The sequence below is a fragment of the Chitinivorax sp. PXF-14 genome (assembly GCF_040812015.1).
In the GTDB taxonomy this organism is placed as follows: domain Bacteria; phylum Pseudomonadota; class Gammaproteobacteria; order Burkholderiales; family SCOH01; genus JBFNXJ01.
The window spans coordinates 37,238-53,700 of the sequence record NZ_JBFNXJ010000020.1 but is presented as its reverse complement, the minus strand read 5'-3'; the positions used below and the strand labels follow the sequence as shown (position 1 = coordinate 53,700).

General features: G+C 63.4%; 16 protein-coding genes. 7 read left to right on the top strand and 9 right to left on the bottom strand.

Features of this window, described 5'->3' with window-relative positions:
- Positions 1-16 precede the first annotated feature (16 nt).
- Complete coding sequence (locus tag ABWL39_RS18985; protein WP_367795119.1) at positions 17-574, top strand: chorismate lyase; 558 nt, start codon at positions 17-19, stop codon at positions 572-574.
- Positions 571-1,458 (top strand): 4-hydroxybenzoate octaprenyltransferase, encoded by an 888-nt coding sequence (ubiA, locus tag ABWL39_RS18980; protein WP_367795116.1) that lies wholly within the window; start codon positions 571-573, stop codon positions 1,456-1,458. Before ABWL39_RS18985 ends, ubiA begins: the two co-directional genes overlap by 4 nt.
- 53 nt (positions 1,459-1,511) lie before the next feature.
- Here ubiA and ABWL39_RS18975 read toward each other — a convergent pair whose 3' ends face one another.
- Positions 1,512-2,150 carry a LysE/ArgO family amino acid transporter gene (locus ABWL39_RS18975; RefSeq protein ID WP_367795113.1) on the bottom strand — a complete coding sequence of 213 codons (639 nt, stop codon included), beginning with the start codon at positions 2,148-2,150 and terminating at the stop codon, positions 1,512-1,514.
- Between the two features lie 115 nt (positions 2,151-2,265).
- Here ABWL39_RS18975 and ABWL39_RS18970 point away from each other — a divergent pair, with 115 nt between their 5' ends.
- Positions 2,266-3,213, top strand: a complete 948-nt coding sequence (locus ABWL39_RS18970) for a LysR family transcriptional regulator ArgP (protein ID WP_367795110.1) — start codon at positions 2,266-2,268, stop codon at positions 3,211-3,213.
- On the opposite strand, the gene ABWL39_RS18965 is transcribed toward ABWL39_RS18970, so the two are convergent.
- Entirely contained in the window at positions 3,182-5,830 is a 2,649-nt protein-coding gene (locus tag ABWL39_RS18965) for an EAL domain-containing protein (RefSeq protein WP_367795107.1), read from the bottom strand. The genes ABWL39_RS18970 and ABWL39_RS18965 overlap by 32 nt on opposite strands.
- A gap of 456 nt (positions 5,831-6,286) precedes the next feature.
- Between ABWL39_RS18965 and ABWL39_RS18960 the strand changes: the two genes are divergently transcribed.
- The 3 genes from ABWL39_RS18960 to ABWL39_RS18950 all read left to right on the top strand — a co-directional run bounded on the left by ABWL39_RS18960 (position 6,287) and on the right by ABWL39_RS18950 (position 9,527).
- The gene (locus ABWL39_RS18960) at positions 6,287-6,847 is read left to right on the top strand and encodes a TRAP transporter small permease subunit (RefSeq protein WP_367795104.1); all 561 of its coding nucleotides are present in this window, start codon (positions 6,287-6,289) and stop codon (positions 6,845-6,847) included.
- A complete protein-coding gene (locus tag ABWL39_RS18955; RefSeq protein WP_367795101.1) occupies positions 6,844-8,346 on the top strand; it encodes a TRAP transporter large permease subunit in 1,503 nt (500 codons plus the stop codon). Before ABWL39_RS18960 ends, ABWL39_RS18955 begins: the two co-directional genes overlap by 4 nt.
- Positions 8,347-8,417: 71 nt before the next feature.
- On the top strand, positions 8,418-9,527 hold the full coding sequence (locus ABWL39_RS18950; RefSeq protein WP_367795098.1) for a TRAP transporter substrate-binding protein: 1,110 nt from the start codon (positions 8,418-8,420) through the stop codon (positions 9,525-9,527).
- Positions 9,528-9,574: 47 nt separating this feature from the next.
- On the opposite strand, the gene ABWL39_RS18945 is transcribed toward ABWL39_RS18950, so the two are convergent.
- The 6 genes from ABWL39_RS18945 to ABWL39_RS18920 form a co-directional block, all read right to left on the bottom strand.
- Positions 9,575-10,237 (bottom strand): hypothetical protein, encoded by a 663-nt coding sequence (locus ABWL39_RS18945; RefSeq protein WP_367795095.1) that lies wholly within the window; start codon positions 10,235-10,237, stop codon positions 9,575-9,577.
- 2 nt (positions 10,238-10,239) lie between these two features.
- Positions 10,240-10,758, bottom strand: coding sequence for a disulfide bond formation protein B (locus ABWL39_RS18940; protein WP_367795092.1), 519 nt, complete (start codon positions 10,756-10,758; stop codon positions 10,240-10,242).
- A 59-nt stretch (positions 10,759-10,817) separates the two neighbouring features.
- A complete protein-coding gene (locus ABWL39_RS18935; RefSeq protein ID WP_367795089.1) occupies positions 10,818-11,621 on the bottom strand; it encodes a potassium channel family protein in 804 nt (267 codons plus the stop codon).
- A gap of 154 nt (positions 11,622-11,775) precedes the next feature.
- Positions 11,776-12,981 (bottom strand): patatin-like phospholipase family protein, encoded by a 1,206-nt coding sequence (locus ABWL39_RS18930; protein WP_367795086.1) that lies wholly within the window; start codon positions 12,979-12,981, stop codon positions 11,776-11,778.
- A 107-nt stretch (positions 12,982-13,088) separates the two neighbouring features.
- Positions 13,089-14,333: a patatin-like phospholipase family protein gene (locus ABWL39_RS18925; RefSeq protein ID WP_367795083.1), complete on the bottom strand. Its 1,245-nt coding sequence runs from the start codon at positions 14,331-14,333 to the stop codon at positions 13,089-13,091.
- A gap of 210 nt (positions 14,334-14,543) precedes the next feature.
- Positions 14,544-15,110, bottom strand: a complete 567-nt coding sequence (locus ABWL39_RS18920) for a phasin family protein (RefSeq protein ID WP_367795080.1) — start codon at positions 15,108-15,110, stop codon at positions 14,544-14,546.
- A gap of 372 nt (positions 15,111-15,482) precedes the next feature.
- On the opposite strand from ABWL39_RS18920, the gene ABWL39_RS18915 reads away from it, so the two are divergent.
- Positions 15,483-16,127 carry a hypothetical protein gene (locus ABWL39_RS18915; protein WP_367795077.1) on the top strand — a complete coding sequence of 215 codons (645 nt, stop codon included), beginning with the start codon at positions 15,483-15,485 and terminating at the stop codon, positions 16,125-16,127.
- A gap of 6 nt (positions 16,128-16,133) precedes the next feature.
- Here ABWL39_RS18915 and ABWL39_RS18910 read toward each other — a convergent pair whose 3' ends face one another.
- Complete coding sequence (locus ABWL39_RS18910; protein ID WP_367795074.1) at positions 16,134-16,409, bottom strand: polyhydroxyalkanoic acid system family protein; 276 nt, start codon at positions 16,407-16,409, stop codon at positions 16,134-16,136.
- Positions 16,410-16,463 lie beyond the last annotated feature (54 nt).

The window sequence follows — 16,463 nt, the reverse complement described above, 5'->3', positions numbered from 1 at the left end:
GGGCGATCCTCGCGCCATGTCCCCCATCTTGAAAATCCGTCATCCCAACGACCCCTGGCTGGCCCTCCCTCCGTCTCATCCGCACCCGCTGCGGCCTTGGCTCACCGAGCGCGGCTCGTTGACCGCCCGGCTGCAGGCGCGCACCGGCCGTTTCCGCGTCGAGGTGCTGAACCAGGGCCTGAAGCGCGTCAACCGTGACGAGGCCAGGCTGGTGGAGCTCGATGCCGCACGCAAGGGGCTCGTGCGCGAGGTGATCCTGCGCTGCAACGAGCAGCCGACGGTGTTTGCCCACAGCGTGGCCTGCCCACGCCACATCCGCCGCACCTGGCGCTTCGTCGCGCGGCTCGGGTCGCGGCCGCTGGGCCACGTGCTGTTCGCCAACCCGCGTGTCAGCCGCCTGGCACTGCATTTCCAGCACATCGACCGCCGCCATCCGCTGTACCGGCGCATCCGGCAATGGTTGCCGGCGCTGCCGGTGCAGTTGTGGGCGCGGCGCTCGGTATTCATGCTGAAACGCTCGCCGATGCTGGTGACCGAAGTGTTCCTGCCCGCCGTACTGGAGTTACCCAAATGACTTTTGATGCATTGAAACTGCGGCTCAACGAATACGAAAAGCTGATGCGGCTCGACAAGCCGATCGGTATCCTGCTGCTGCTCTGGCCCACGCTATGGGGGCTGTGGATGGCCTCGGCCGGCACGCCGGGCGGGGAGCTGGTGTGGATATTCACGCTGGGCACGGTGCTGATGCGCTCGGCCGGCTGCGTCATCAACGATTACGCCGACCGCGATTTCGACCCGCACGTGGCGCGCACCAAGGATCGCCCGCTGGCGGCGCGGCGCGTCACCACCAAAGAGGCGCTGCTGCTCGCCGGTGGCCTGTCGGTCGCCTCTTTCCTGCTGATCCTGCCGCTCAACGCGCTGACCAAGTGGATCTCGGTGCCCGCCCTGCTTCTGGCCGCCAGCTACCCGTTCACCAAGCGCTTCTTCGCCATTCCGCAGGCCTACCTCGGCATCGCCTTCGGCTTTGGCATCCCCATGGCCTATGCCGCCGTGCTCGGCAACGTGCCCCTGATCGCCTGGCTGCTGCTGGCCGCCAATGTCGTCTGGACGATCGCCTACGATACCGAGTACGCGCTGGTCGACCGTGAGTACGACCTCAAGATCGGCATCAAGACCTCGGCGATCACCTTCGGCCGCTTCGACATTGCCGCCATCCTGCTGTGCTACGTGCTCTTTCTCGCCGGCATGGCGGGCGCGGGCTACCTGCTCCATCTGGGCGTGTGGTACTACGCGGGGCTGGTGGCGGCGATAGGGATGGTTGGCTACCAGTACTCGCTGATCCGCGAGCGGGTTCCTGAAAAATGCTTCCGCGCTTTTCTCGACAACAACTGGATCGGCGGGACGATCTTCCTCGGCACCGTGGCGGACTATTTCGCGGTCAACCATGTGCTGATCTGACCCGGCCGCGCGGCAGGGCCCGGACGCCTAGACAGGCCCGTCGCAGCGGGCGCTCAGGCCCCCAGCGCGGGCAGCCTGGCGGCGCCCTGCGTAAATAGCGAGACGGCGATCAGCCACATCACGGCGCAGGTGAAGCCATCGAGCAGGCGCCAGCTGATCGGCTTGCGGAACAAGGGCGACAGCCAGCGTGCACCGAAGCACAGCCCGAAGAACCAGGCAAACGAGGCCGTCACGGCGCCGAACCCGAACCAGATGTTGCCGGGCTGCCCATGCTGCGCGCTCAGGCTGCCCAGCAGTACCACGGTATCGAGATAGACATGCGGGTTCAACAGGCTCAGCGCCAGCGTGGTCATCAGCGCCGCGCGCGCCGTGGCAGGCCCTTGTGCGTAGCCATCCGCCTCTAGCTGGTGAGGCTTCAGCGCGTGCCTGAGCGAGCGCCAGCCATAGCCGATCAGGAACAGTGCCCCGCCCCAGGCGGCGAGATTGAGCAGCGTCGGCTGCGTGGTGATCAGCGTGCCGACACCGGCCACGCCGAGCGCGATCAGCAAGGCATCGCACAGCGCACAGGTCAGCGCCACCACGAGGCGGTGCCGGCCGCGTATGCCCTGCGCGAGCACGAACGCATTCTGCGCGCCAATCACCACGATCAGGCTCGCGCCCATGCCCAAACCCTGCAGCCACACACTCCACATGAGATACACCGTTTGCGTTGATTCGATAAGGCAAGCCTAAGCGCCTCAGCGAATTTAGAATAGCTAATAGTTTTTAAGTAACATTAGCAATATTAATAACAAACCGGTGCAGTCGATGATCGTCGATTACAAATTGCTCGATGCCTTGTCCGCTGTCGTCCGCCATCAGGGCTTCGACGCCGCGGCGCGGGCGATGCACCTGACCCAGTCGGCCATTTCACAGCGCATCAAAGCGCTCGAAGAACTGATCGGCCAGCCCTTGCTGGTGCGCGGTACGCCGATCGGGCTGACGGCGGCTGGCCGGCGCCTGTTGCAGCACGGCGAGGCGGTGCGCCTGATGGAGCGGGAGCTGCTGCAGACACTGGCCGACGACGATGCAGGCGATTTCGCGCGCCTGGCCATCGCCTCCAACGCCGACAGCGCAGCCACCTGGCTGATCCCGGCGGTGGCGCCGCTGCTGCGGCAGGAGAAAGCCTTGCTGGAACTGGTACTCGACGACCAGGACTACACCCACCAGCTGCTCAGGAATGGCGAGGTGGTCGGCTGCATCAGCAACTTGCAGGCGCCGTTGCCTGGCTGCAAGGTCGATTTCCTCGGCGCGATGCATTACTGGTGCGTGGCCTCGCCCGATTTCGTGGCGCGCCATTTTCCCGACGGCATCGGCCAGCAGGCAATCCGCCGCGCACCGGTCGTCAATTTCAACGCGAAGGATGATCTGCAGCGCCAGTTCCTGTCACGCCGGTTCGGCCTGGGGCCGGGCGACTATCCGCAACATGCGATCTCGTCGACCGAGAGCTACCTGGCGGCCATCCTGGCCGGCATCGGCTTCGGGCTCGTGCCCGAGCTGCAGGCGCACGCACAGCTGGCGCGTGGCGAGCTGGTGCGGCTGATACCGGAGCCAGCGGCGACGATTGAGCTGTACTGGCACCGCTGGCAGCGCGAGACACCGCTGATGGCGAGATTGACGCAAACCCTGCTGACCCACGCCAGCGCGGTGTTGGCGCAAGGCGCTGACGCCCAGCAGTGCCGGGCTATATGCTGTGGCCCGCCTGGCGCTGCCTGATCGACGGCAGCCCGGACGAGCGACGGAGCCAGTCGAGCAACTGGTCCGGCGGCACCGGGCGCTCGATGTAGTAGCCCTGCACGATGTCGCAGCCGAGCGCCACCAGCCGCCCGCACACGGCTTCGGATTCGACGCCCTCGGCCACTACCGTCAGGTTCAGGTCGTGCGCCATATTGATCGTGGTGCGCACGATAGCGGAATCGTCGGGCTGGGTATCGAGCGCAAAGATGAAGGATTTGTCGATCTTCAGCTCGGTCAGCGGCAACTCGTTGAGGTAGGACAGCGAGGAATAGCCGACGCCGAAATCGTCGATCGATACATTCACTCCGGCCTTGTGCAGCGGCGTCAGCACCTTCAGCGCGGCCTCGCGGTCTTCCATCATCGCCGTCTCGGTCAACTCGACAGTCAGCCAGCCCGGCTCGAGCCCGTGCCGCTCCAGCAGCGACAGCACGCGCTCGCAGAAATGCGATTCGCGCAGATTGCGGGCCGACACATTGACCGATAGCCCAAGCCGTATGCCCTGCTGGTGCCAGGTCGCCACCTGGTGGATGGTGTTCTCGAGCACCCAGCGCGTAAGCGGCTTGATCAGGCCGGTGTGCTCGGCCAGCGTGACGAACTGATCGGGCGGGATGAAGCCGTGCACGGCGTGGTTCCAGCGCAGCAGCGCCTCGACACCGACCACCTCGCGCTTGCGCACATCGTATTGCGGCTGGTAGTAGAGCATCAGCTGGTTTTCATCCAGCGCGCGCCTGAGCTCGCCCATCATCGACAAGCGCCGTTGCGAATAACGATTGAGGCTGTCGGCATAGACCGCCACCTGGCGCTCACCGCCGGCCGCGACCTCCACCGCCACCTCGGCGCAGCGCAGCAGCGTATCGAAATCGTCGCCATGCGCCTGGTACAGGGCAATGCCCACGCTGGTCGCAATGTCGAGCGACATGTCGAGATAGCGGGTGGGCTCGCGCATGCCGCGCGAAATCGCGTCACCGATGGCGACGATCTCGTCTTCGCTGGGCGCGGAAATGAACAATGCGAAACGCACGCCCTCGACATGGGCGAGCGGGTTTCTGCTGCCATCCTCCAGCGTCTCGAAGGACATCACCCCCGGCTGTCTGCGGGCAAGCAACTGCAGGCGCTGTACCGCCTGATGCAGCAAGGCATCGCCGATCTGGTGGCCGAGCGTGTTGTTGATTTCGTGGAACTGCGGGAAATGCACGAGCACCAGCGCACCGAGCCCGCCGCTGTGGCGCACTGCTTCGAACAGCGACGGAAGGGCGAGGCTCAGCTGCGTGCGGTTCGGGATGCCCGTCAGCGCATCATGCAGCGATTGGTAAAGCAGGCGCGATTCCGCCGCGGTGCGCTGCTGGGCTTCTTCGAGCAGGCGTTTCTGCGCCAGGTATTTCTCGCGTTTCTCGACGTTGATGCGGTCGGCCAGCGCGATCGACAGCACGATGACTTCCAGCACCGAGCCGAACTGCATGCCGTATTCGGTCCACCAGGTACGCGGCAGCCATCCTGCCTTGTTGAACGCCAGCATCAGTGCGCCCATCAGGAACACGCCCCAGGCCGCTACAAAATACGGCGCCGACGGCACCTTGCGCCGCCATGCCATCAGGCCCGAGATGAAGGCCAGCGAGCACACCACCATGGCCAGGCCGACGGCGGTACGGATCATCGTCGCATAGGGCATGACCAGCGACAGCACCGCGCAGATCCCGGAAGCGACGATAAAGAAATTGATGAGCCAGACAAAACGCGGGAAATGTCGCTGCAGCTGCAGGAAGGAGCGCGAGAACAGGCCGACGCTGAGCACGATCAGGCTGGCTCCCACCGCCATGCTCTTATCCTGCCACCAGGTGTCCTCCGGCCACAGGAACTGGTAGCCAAAGCCCTGCAGCGTGAGCTGCACCAGCATCAGCATGACAACATAGACCAGGTAGTAGAAGTAACTGACCTCGCGGATGCTGAACAGGATGAACAGGTTGTACAGCAGCATCACCAGCAGCATGCCGAAATAGGCCGCCTGGGGAATCAGCCGCTCCTGCTCGATCTCGACGAAGCGGGCCTCGCGATACAGCGTGGCGGGCACCTGCAGGGTGCCGGTGGTTTGCGTGCGCAGGTAGAGGGTGAACGGCCGCGTGGTATCCGCGCTGATCGGAAACAGGAAATTGCGGTGGGCAATCGGCCGCGCGCGGAACGGCTGGTGATCGCCCGTCAGCTCGTGGCTGACCAGGCGGCCATCCTGTACCACAAACAATTCGACGTTGTCGAGCAGGGGGTAGGCCACTTCGAGCAGCCAGGTCGCCCGCTCCACCTTGCCCGGCAGCACCTGGGTACGGAACCACCATACCGAGCGGGAATAGCCGAAGTTGGGCACATCGGCCTCGCTCTTCTGCCATGGCAGGTCAGCGCTGCGCTCGATACGGCCGAAGCTGTAGTGCCCGTCCGGGTCCTCCAGCACGTCGAAATACTTGCCCATGACAACCGACGGCCGGCTCTTGTCGAGCGTCAGGTCGGCAGCCTGGGCAGCGTTCGCAGCACACAAGGCGGCGCCCAGCAGGCACCACACGAGCCGCTGCAGAAAACCGGCGAGCAGGCGCCTCAATGCCGGTGTCACGCCTGGCTCCAGGCATGGCCGAAACGGCATGGGTAGTGGTCGGAAAATGAGGCGCATGGGTTCATTTTAGGCAAAAAGCTGACATGACAATGCGCATCAAGCAAGCAAATATTACATTGCGCCGCATCAATATCAGCATCACCCCGCAAGCACTCCGGCCTTGGTGCTTGTATTCAAAGGTGTTTTTTAGAAAAGTCTAATATTCTTCTTTTTAGAAACTTTGCCGCCCGAACGAAGGTTCTCACAACAAAATGTCCGGGGACAGCGCCAGATGCACCGCCAAAATCCCCGTCAGGCGGGCCGCCGCCGGCCACAGGAGCGGGCATGGCTGTTGACGCCCACATGCGATCGCTTATCATCTTCTCTCTAGAGCTAAACACCTAACCACCCGCCTCCGCCATGGCGGCGGGCCAGCGAGAACAACAATAACCTGATCCCTTCGAGGAGAGCACAACGATGAACTTCCTGCTGCGGCTGTCGCGGCCGATCGACGGCGTCACCGAACGCGTCGGGCGCGCCACGATGTGGCTGGTTCTGGCCACCTGTCTGATCAGCGCCGGCAATGCGGTGGTGCGCAAGGCCTTCGACATGAGCTCCAATGCCTTCCTCGAAATCCAGTGGTACCTGTTTTCCGCGGTATTCCTGCTGGGTGCCGCCTACACGCTGCTGCGCAACGAGCATATCCGCATCGACCTGCTGGTCGGCAGGCTGTCGCCACGCGGCCAGGCCATCGTCGACATCGTGGGTGGGCTGCTGTTCCTGCTGCCGATGGCCATCGTCATCACCCTCTACGTGTGGCCGTTCTTCACCCGGGCGCTCGTCTCCGGCGAGATGTCCCCCGATGCCGGCGGCCTGATCCGCTGGCCGGTATGGGCGCTGGTGCCGGCCGGTTTCGGTCTGCTGATCCTGCAGGCCTGCTCGGAAATCATCAAGCGGTTCGCCTTCCTGACCGGGCACGCGCCCTACCCCGGCACCCCGCTGGGCCAGCACGGCCAGACCGAACAGGAGCATATATGAGCCATGAAATGATGGCGCCGATCATGTTCGGCTCGCTGATCGTGTTCCTCTTGATCGGCTACCCGGTGGCCTTCTCGCTGTCCGCGGTCGGGCTGCTGTTCTCGCTCATCGGCATGCAGCTCGGCCTGCTGCAGCCCTCGTTGCTGCAGGCATTGCCGCAGCAGGTGTTCGACATCATGAAGAACGACACCCTGCTGGCGATCCCGTTCTTCACCTTCATGGGGCTGATTCTCGAACGCTCGGGCATGGCGGAAGAAATGCTCGATACCATCGGCCAATTGTTCGGCCGCATGCGCGGCGGGCTCGCCTACGCGGTGATCTTCGTCGGCGCCCTGCTCGCCGCGACCACCGGCGTAGTGGCGGCCTCGGTGATCTCGATGGGCCTGATCTCGCTGCCCATCATGCTGCGCTATGGCTACGACCCACGCCTGGCTTCGGGTGTGATCGCGGCATCGGGCACGCTGGCGCAGATCATCCCGCCTTCGCTGGTCCTGATCGTACTCGCCGATCAGCTCGGCACTTCGGTCGGCGACATGTACGAAGGCGCTTTCGCCCCCGGGCTGCTGCTCACCGGGCTCTATGCCGTCTACGTCTTCATCATGACGCTGATCAAGCCGGAGAGCGCCCCCGCCCTGCCGCCCGAAGCCCGCACGTTGCGCGGCCTGCGCCTTGCCGGCAAGGTGGTGACCTCGCTGCTGCCGCCGCTGGTATTGATCTTCCTGGTGCTGGGCACGATCTTCCTCGGTATCGCCACACCGACCGAGGGCGGCGCCATGGGCGCCACCGGCGCGCTGATACTGGCGCTCATCAATCGCCGCCTGAACGTCGGCTTGCTCAAGCAGGCGATGGATTCGACACTCAAGCTGTCGACCTTCGTCGTGTTCATCCTGATCGGCGCGCGCGTCTTCCGCATCGCCTTCCTCGGCGTGGATGGTGACAAATGGGTGGAAGGCCTGCTGACGGCCATCCCCGGCGGCGAGCTGGGCTTCCTCATCGCGGTCAACCTGCTGGTGTTCTTCCTGGCGTTTTTCCTCGATTTCTTCGAGATCGCCTTCATCCTGGTGCCCTTGTTGGCCCCCGTGGCGCAAAAGCTGGGCATCGATCTGGTGTGGTTCGGTGTGCTGCTCGGCGTGAACATGCAGACATCGTTCATGCACCCACCCTTCGGCTTCGCCCTGTTCTACCTGCGCTCGGTCGCGCCGAAAGAGATCAGGACCACCGACATCTACTGGGGCGCCATCCCCTTCGTGCTGATCCAGATCATCATGGTAGCAATCATCATCGGCTTCCCGGAGCTGGTGGGGCACCACCAGAAGGCCACGGGCGGCAGCGAGAATGCCGACCTGCTGTACCAGCAGACACCACCGGCCGACGTATCGCCCCAGCCCGGCACGCTGCCGTCCCCCGATGCGCCTGAGCAGCAGGATGGTGCCGCGCCGGCAGAGGAGCCAGATGCCGCCGCGAGCCTGATGGAAGAAGCCGCCAAACAAGGAAAATAACGCGCAGCCAAGCGTGACCCAGGGCAGCTGCCGCCGGTAGCCCGCCAATCAAACCCATGTAGGAGAATTGAGTGAAACGTCGTTCATTTCTGAAGAATGCGGGGGCCGCAGGCCTGGCCGCTGCTACCGTGGCCGCCCCGGCCGTCGCCGCCGAGCCGCAGATCAAATGGCGCCTGGCGTCGAGCTTCCCCAAGAGCCTGGATACCATTTTCGGTGCGGCGGAAACGCTGGCCAGCCGCGTCTCGCAGCTCACCGAAGGCCGGTTCCAGATCCGCGTCTTCGCTGGCGGCGAGATCGTCCCCGGCCTGCAGGTGCTCGATGCGGTCCAGCAGGGCACCGTGGAATGCGGCCACTCCGCAAGCTACTACTATGTCGGCAAGAACAAGGCCTTCGCCTTCGACACCTCGCTGCCATTCGGCCTGACCGCCCGCCAGCAAAATGCCTGGATGTACTTCGGCGGCGGCCTGCAGCTGATGCGCGAGTTCTTCAAGGAGTACAACATCATCCAGTTCCCAGGCGGCAATACCGGCACGCAGATGGGCGGGTGGTTCCGCAACGAGATCAAGTCGATGGCCGACCTCAAGGGCCTCAAGATCCGTATCCCGGGCTTCGGTGGTGAAATCTTCTCGCGCCTCGGCGCGGTGCCGCAAACCATCGCCGGTGGCGATATTTACCCGGCGCTGGAGAAAGGCACGATTGACGCGGCCGAGTGGGTCGGCCCTTACGACGACGAGAAGCTCGGCTTCTACAAGGTGGCGAAGCACTACTACTACCCGGGCTGGTGGGAGCCGGGCCCGCAGCTGACCTTCTACGTCAACATCGACCAATGGAACAAACTCCCCAAGGATTACCAGGCTGCATTTGAAGTCGCCGCAGCCGAAGCCAACGTCACCATGCTGGCAGAGTACGACGCCAAGAACCCGCTGGCACTGGTGCGCCTGCTCGGCAACGGCGTCAAGCTGCACCCTTATCCGCAGGATGTCGTGGCTGCCGCGCAGGCCGCCACCTTCCAGGTGTACGAGGAAGAAGCCGCCAAGAACGAGAAATTCCGCAGGATTTATACCGAGTGGCTGAAATTCCGCAAACTCCAGCATGGCTGGTTCAACATCGCCGACGCGACCATGGAGCGGATGATGTATGCGCCTGCGAAACCGGCCGCCGCCGCACCGAAAAAGAAATAGGCGCCGATTGAAACGAAAAAGCCCGCAAATCTCGCGGGCTTTTTCGCTCAATGCTTGCCGGTATTTGGCGGCGGGCTGGCGGCCTTGTTGGCTGCCGTGTCGGCCTTGGCGTCGCCAGCCGGCTTCTCCGGCAAGCCCAGGCAACGCCGCAGCCCTTCCCGCAGGCTGGTAACGTCCCCGCTGAGCTGGCAATCGCCGACGCCGGCTGCACCGGTTTTCGGGCTGTCACGCCTGGCCGCCTCGGGCGCCGCGGCATGCTGCTCGTCGGCAAGCTGCCTCCTGGCCTCGTCGAGCGCCTTGCGTTCCGCCGCGAGCTTTTCTCTTTCCTGCTCCAGCTGTTTGCGCTCGGCCTCAAGCGCGGCCGGCCCTGTCGGCGTGGCGGGCACGGCAGCAGGGGCGGCAGTACCTGCATGGCCAGCTTCCACCACTGCAGGCTTGGGTGTTGCGGCCTTCGCCGTGGTGGCGGGCTGCTTGCCGGCTGCATGCGGCGGCGTTGCGGCACCATGCGGAGGAGCCGCCGCCGGCCGCTTGAACAGGGTCAGCGCCACCAGCACCACAACGACACCCACGACCACCACGCCGCCCAGTATGGCGATCAGGCGAATCTGCGAGCGCAGCCAGGCCTTGATGCCAGGCTTGCCCTCGCCGCTGTCCTCATCCGCGGGGATGTCCGCGACGGGGGCTTCGTCCGTGGTGTTGTCTTCGCTCATGCTTATCGGGCGCGCCGGCGCGTCTCTTCCTTGTAAACCAGTAATATGGCGTAAACCACCAGGCCAAGGAAGCACAGCAGCGTCCAGCCCGGGATGGTCAAGCCAAGAAAGCGCCAGCCAGCCTCGGCACACTCACCCGAGCCATGCAGCACCGTGGCCAGCGCCTTGGCCCAGGGCATGGTTTCGAGCATGTATTCGAGCCCAGGGCCGCAGACCGGCACTTCCGCCGGCGGCAAATGCTGAATCCACACATGGCGCGCCGCCACGCCCGCGCCACCGAGGCCGATCAGCGTCAGCAGCAAGGCATACGCACGCGCGCCCCAGCCCTTGGGGTGATGCAGGGCGGCAAGCAGGAACACGAGCCCCATGCCGATCACCAGCACCCGTTGCAGAATGCACAGCGGGCAAGGCACCTGGAATTCGTAATACTGCAGATAGAGCGCATAAGCGATCAGGCTGCTGCAGAACAGGAAGCCTATGAAATTGCCGAGGCGGCGCGGCGGGACGAGGTTAAGTAGCATAGAGAGTGATTGGGTGTAATAAACGTGAGGCCCGGTAGACCCGTTGTCGGGTGAAGTGTTCAATCGCGTTGCCGATCTTCCAACAAACGCCTGATCGCTTGCAACTCGTGTTTGAGCTGAGTGACTTCATGCTGCAGGTGTTGAATGTCGCGATGCATGTCACGCCTCAACCGCTTTTCATCCTCGCCGATGAAGATGGCGGCGATACTCGCCGTCACCGCGCTCAGCATGCTGTAGCCGACCAGCACCAGCAGGATCGCAAACACGCGCGCGGTGATCGTCGTCGGCACCAGGTCACCGTACCCTACCGTGGCGGCCGTGGTGAAGGCAAGCCAGATGCCCTCGCCGAACGATTGCACGGTAGGTTCGAGCCAATAGAACACCGCCCCGCCGACCAGCATGGTGGCCACGCCGAATGCCAGGATGTAGGGCAGGCCGTCGGGCGAGAACAAACGCCGCACCGAGCTCATCACCCTGACCAGCATCATGGCGATCGCCGTCAGCCGCAGCACCCGTGCCAACGCCACCCACTCGGTGCCGGCACCGGCAAAGCTCGCCGCACTGGCCGCGATGATCAGCAGATCGAGCCAGTTGTATAGCAAATAGCGCTGCCTCTGCTTCACCACGGACAGCATCCACAACAGCTCGAAGGTAAAGGCGGCAAGGATGATTGCGTCCATCCACTCGCCGATCAAATGCAGCACCCGCGCCGAGGCGATCTCATCCAGATAGTAGGTGGGCACCGCCAGCAGGGCCACGCACAGCATCAGCCAATGCAGGCGGCGCTCCCACTCGTAGGCACGGGTATTGTCGTCGGGCGGCACGCCGGCAGCGCCGATCAGGATGCGAAGTTGAGAAAACATGAAAGCGATTGAAAGTGACCGGTGCGTATTCTAAATGCTGGGCGTGAGATGGCGGCAAACACTTGCGGCACGGGCCAACCTGGCCTGCCCTGCGCACTCCCCATGTTGCCGCGTCGCCTGGGCTGGCAGCTTGATCCCGCTCAACAAATTCGACTCAGGCGGTGCACGTCGTTTCCGGCGGCTGGGCCGGTACCGCGGCGGCTGGCGGCGCATGGCCGAGGAATTCGAGCACGGCCTCGCGCTGGCGCATGGTGTCGTCGTAGCCGAGCCGGATCAGCTCGCGCGTATAGGTCTTTTCGAACAGCAGATAGCTGGCCAGCACCGACCCACGGCGGCGCAGGCCACCAACGCCACGCAGCAGGAAACGTATCATCGGCGGGAAGCGTGCGGTATGGCGGGATGCAATCTCGTCCAGATCGCGGCTCGGGTGCACCACCAGCACGTCGACGTGATGAAGCGCCAGCTGTGCCTGCGCCCGTACCTCAGGTGGGACCAGCCCCACCGTGTTGTTGACGCGCTCCAGCCGCTCCAGGTCAGCCGACATCCCGTCCAGGAACGCACTATTGAGCATGTGGCCAATCACCTGCGCCATCGACGGATAGCCGTTGCCAGACTGGCGCTCGCCAGGCGAGCGCATCTGCCGCGTCACGCCCACCACCAGCACGCGCTCCGCCCCCAGGTGCAGGGCCGGGCTGAGCGGCGCGGTCTGGCGGATCGAGCCGTCGCAAAAGAATTCGCGATTGAGCTTGACCGCCGGGAACACAAACGGAATCGCCGACGAGGCCATGATGGTCTCCACGTTGATCGGCCCCGGCACGCCAAGCCGATGGACCCGATTCCAGCCCGCCAGATGGGGCTGGCCTTGAAAGAAACTGATCGACTGCCCCGATGTCAGACCCGACACAGTGATCGCCAGGGCATCGAGTGCCTGGGTGTCGATTGCCTGCTGGATCGAGGCCAGGTTGAAGTTGCGCATCAACAGCTCGCGCAGCGGCGCATTGTCGAGCAGGGAACGCGGGTTGTGCTTGCCGAAGCCGCCCAGCAGAATCGACAGGATCCAGTGCCAGATGTAGGTCGATACGGTGATGAAATCGGTGCGGTAGATCTTGTCGGGCGTCAGGTTCTTCCACAGATAGTCGAGCCGGCATATGCCGTTGCGAAACTCCTTCGCCGCCATGGCCACCCCCAGCGCGTTGAATGCGCCGGCCGAGGTGCCGCAGATGATCTTGAACGGGTTCTCGACGTCTTTCGGCAGCATATGTGCAATCGCGCGCAGCACGCCAACCTGATAGGCGGCCCTTGCTCCGCCCCCCGACAGGACGAGCGCGATCTTGGGCGGAATTTGAGCGGGTCCGTTCATGGTGGCTTAGATATGGTTGTGTTTATATCAGCCTAGGAAGCGCCGCCCAAAAAATAAAGCCCGTCTCGACGACGGGCTTTGGTCGGCAGGCTTATCACGGCACCGGGCTAGGCTGCCAGGTCCTGATATTTCAGCCAGCTTTCGAGCTTGTCGAGCGTCCCGGCAAGCCTGTCGGTCGTGGTGCGGCGTTTCTGCTCCGCATCGTCGTCCGGGCAGTGCAGGTAGCGGGTCGGGTCGAGCAGGCGATCGAGCCGCACGGTGATGCCATGGCGTTCGAAGATCGGCGCCAGCTCTTCGTAGCGCGCCAGCAAATCCTGACGGGTACGCTGGAACGCATGTTCGGCGATCTTGTGGCGATCCGAGTAGCTGAACACATTGGCGAAGAACATTTCGGCATCGGAATGGCTGGGCTCGAACAGCACCACGTCGGCCTGCGGATACAGCGTGCGGTACTTCGCCATGCCCACCTTCATGCGCGAATGGATGATGGCGCGGAAAGTCTGCGACAACACCACCGGTAAGCCGCCGTTGGCCAGCTTGTCGTGATGCACGAGGCCAATCTTCGGGTACTGGCGTGCGTCGTAGGGTACCAGCGGGTTCAGGCACAGCACGAAGTCGGCGCCTTCATCGAGCGACACTGACGCATGCAGGGTGCGCAACAAGGCGCCATCGACGTAGAAATTGCCGTCGATCTCGACTGGTGGGTACAGGCCCGGCAGCGCACAGCTTGCAGCGACAGCAGTCGACAGCGGCACATGGTCATGGCCCTTGTCGCCAAACTTGACCGAGCGCCCGGTATCGAGATCGGTTGCAATCACGTACAGCTTCTTGCCGAGCTGGCGGAAATCGTTGCTATGGCCTGGCGCGGAAAACACATTCGCCAAGTAGTCGCTGATGGCGCCTACGTCAAAAATCCCGGTCGGGATCGCACGCCCCAGCGAGGCCAGCGCGCCCGGCAGGGTCTGCGCATCTTCCGCTCGGGTGATGAACTTCCAGCATGCTTCCAGCAACACCTTCGGGATGGCCAGCGCGCGCTGCCAGTATTCGCGATAGGCCGGCTGCAGGAAAAGCTCGGGGCGGAATGCATCCTGATGCGGATGCTCGTTTTCGATCAGGATGCGGTACAGATCGTAGGGCGAGTAGCCATTCGCCATGGCAGCCGCAACCAGGCTGCCGGCGGAGACACCTACATAAACATCGAGATCGTTGAGGTCGATGCCTTCCAAGGAATCCTGCAAGGCACACAATGCACCGATTTCGTAAATCCCGCCGAGCGGACCACCGCCAGCCAGATTGAGACCGATACGAGGTTTTCTGTTGCCGAATGGGCTGGTTTCTATGCTGCTTGTCATGCTTGGTAATGCCTTCCAGTAGCAGTGCGGCCCTCATCCCAAAAGAGGGGCGCACCGACAATCCCAACCACGGTTGGTGGGTCAACCGTGAACGTGGCCAATTGGCCCATCGACACAACGCCGGGCGCAAGCCCAGCGTCATTCAACATCAAAGCACCGCCGCCTGCCACCTTGCTTTCGTTACAACCGGCAGGCGACGGCTATCCAGGCTTATGCGCCCTTGGTGTCTTCGGCGCCCGCGGCAGGCGCCGCAGCTGCCGTTGCCTTCTTCGCAGCCGGCGCCTTGGGCGCTGCCGGCTTCTTCGCGGCAGCCGGCTTCTTCTCGGCGGCAGCAGGCTTGGCGGCCTTTTCCGTCTTCACCACGGCAGCCTTGGTAGCCGGCTTCGCGGCGGGCTTGGCGATGCCGTCGCGCTCCAGCAATTGATCGACCATCTTGCTCAGATTGTCGATGCGCTTGGTAAGTGACTTGATTTCGCTATCGCTGGGCACGCCGAGGCGCGACAGGGAACGTGCGACACGGTCCTGAAACACGGTTTCCAGCTTGTCCCATGTTTCCACGGCCTTGCCGGCAACCTTTTCAACCTTGTCGCCAGCCAGGCGACGGCCATCGTCCTCGATCTGGCGACCAGCATCCACCAGCGCCTCGAAGATCTTGCCGCCTTCGACCTGCGCCTTGGCAAAGGCACCCAGGCCTGCCAGCCAGATCTGGTTCGCCGACTCGACGACTGTCGACGTCAGCGGCTTCTGTGTGGCTGCGCTCTTTTTCAACGATTTCATTGCTCTTCTCCTTGTTTGAACTCGCGTGACCAGCGGAGCCGGTTACAACGAAGTGCCTGTCCAGTTCACTGGCCAGGCAGGGCTGACGCGGCCATGGCCGCCGACTTTCACTGTATTTTGGATTTCGAGTATATAGTCTATCGCTCAGTATCTGGCTCGCTTTGAGCGATGTCAATTCCTTGTACGGTAGGGCTGGCTTGGCTTGCGCCCTCGTGCGATGCTTGTACCCGGCGCCCTACACACATCGACCGCACCCAAGGCTCGCCACTCGCACCAGACTTGATCTCCAGGCATCGCCGGACACCATCGGCACGGGCCGCGAAACGCTTGATCCTGCTTCACATAATTGTTTCTAAACTGTAGTCCACGACCATGAGCGATACCAGTAACAACCTGCCCCCACAACGCCATGCGCTGGCCGACTGGCAATCCAGGCGGCTGCGGCAAACCTATGCGGACCTGCTCGCCGATCCGCGCTATCACGACGCCGCTACCTACTTCCTGAGCGACCTGTACGGCCCGCACGATTTCAGCCTGCGCGACCAGCAGGCGGAGCGCGTGCATGCCAAGCTGCAACGCCTGCTCCCCAAGCACCTGGTGGCGCCGATGACCAACGCGCTCGAACTCAACACCCTATCCCAGTCACTCGACCAGCGGCTGTGCGAGGAACTGTTCGATGTGATGCAGGTTGACAGCATCGACGACGGCAACTATTGCGAGGCCTACCGCCGCTGCGACAACCATGCCGAGCGTCAGCATCAGATCGAACTGATGGCGCTGATCGGGCACGATCTGGAGCGCGTCGTGACCAAGCCACTGGTCAGCTCGCTGCTGACGCTGTCGCGCGTCCCCGCCCAGCTTGCCGGCCTGATGGAACTGCACCAGTCGCTGGAACGCGGCTTTCACGCATTTCGCTCGATCGGCGGCGCCAGCCACTTCATCGATACCGTCGTCGAGCGGGAACAGGCGATTCTGGACCGCATCTACGCCAAGCACCCTGACCCGCTGACGCTTTGATCCGATTCAGCCGAATTTCTCGTCGAGAAAGCCGGCAATCTCGGTTTCGATGCGCCCCTTGAGTGCCGACATCAATAGCCCAAGCTTCACGTCAACCTTGATTCGGTCACTGCCCACCAACAGCTGCCCCTTCACACCAGGCCGCTGAAAGTGCAGCGCATCGCCCTGCCATAGCCAGTCCAGGCCGAAGTCCTGCTTGAGATCGTCGGCGACCTGCTCGGCCAATTGCCTGGCATGGGCCAGGGTGGTGGAATGTTTCCGCTCGATGGATATGGTGGACATTATTGTTCTCCGGATAAACAAACGGGGCTGCGCAGGCAGCCCCGATGTGGCATG

Excerpts from the sequence above, each read along its gene's own strand:
- ABWL39_RS18975 (WP_367795113.1), bottom strand. The coding sequence starts at position 2,150 with ATGTGGAGTGTGTGGCTGCAGGGTTTGGGCATGGGCGCGAGCCTGATC.
- ABWL39_RS18945 (WP_367795095.1), bottom strand. The coding sequence starts at position 10,237 with ATGAGCGAAGACAACACCACGGACGAAGCCCCCGTCGCGGACATCCCC.
- ABWL39_RS18910 (WP_367795074.1), bottom strand. The coding sequence starts at position 16,409 with ATGTCCACCATATCCATCGAGCGGAAACATTCCACCACCCTGGCCCAT.
- ABWL39_RS18985 (WP_367795119.1), top strand. The coding sequence starts at position 17 with ATGTCCCCCATCTTGAAAATCCGTCATCCCAACGACCCCTGGCTGGCC.
- ABWL39_RS18915 (WP_367795077.1), top strand. The coding sequence starts at position 15,483 with ATGAGCGATACCAGTAACAACCTGCCCCCACAACGCCATGCGCTGGCC.
- ABWL39_RS18970 (WP_367795110.1), top strand. The coding sequence starts at position 2,266 with ATGATCGTCGATTACAAATTGCTCGATGCCTTGTCCGCTGTCGTCCGC.
- ABWL39_RS18930 (WP_367795086.1), bottom strand. The coding sequence starts at position 12,981 with ATGAACGGACCCGCTCAAATTCCGCCCAAGATCGCGCTCGTCCTGTCG.
- ABWL39_RS18935 (WP_367795089.1), bottom strand. The coding sequence starts at position 11,621 with ATGTTTTCTCAACTTCGCATCCTGATCGGCGCTGCCGGCGTGCCGCCC.
- ubiA (WP_367795116.1), top strand. The coding sequence starts at position 571 with ATGACTTTTGATGCATTGAAACTGCGGCTCAACGAATACGAAAAGCTG.
- ABWL39_RS18920 (WP_367795080.1), bottom strand. The coding sequence starts at position 15,110 with ATGAAATCGTTGAAAAAGAGCGCAGCCACACAGAAGCCGCTGACGTCG.
- ABWL39_RS18960 (WP_367795104.1), top strand. The coding sequence starts at position 6,287 with ATGAACTTCCTGCTGCGGCTGTCGCGGCCGATCGACGGCGTCACCGAA.
- ABWL39_RS18925 (WP_367795083.1), bottom strand. The coding sequence starts at position 14,333 with ATGACAAGCAGCATAGAAACCAGCCCATTCGGCAACAGAAAACCTCGT.
- ABWL39_RS18940 (WP_367795092.1), bottom strand. The coding sequence starts at position 10,758 with ATGCTACTTAACCTCGTCCCGCCGCGCCGCCTCGGCAATTTCATAGGC.
- ABWL39_RS18955 (WP_367795101.1), top strand. The coding sequence starts at position 6,844 with ATGAGCCATGAAATGATGGCGCCGATCATGTTCGGCTCGCTGATCGTG.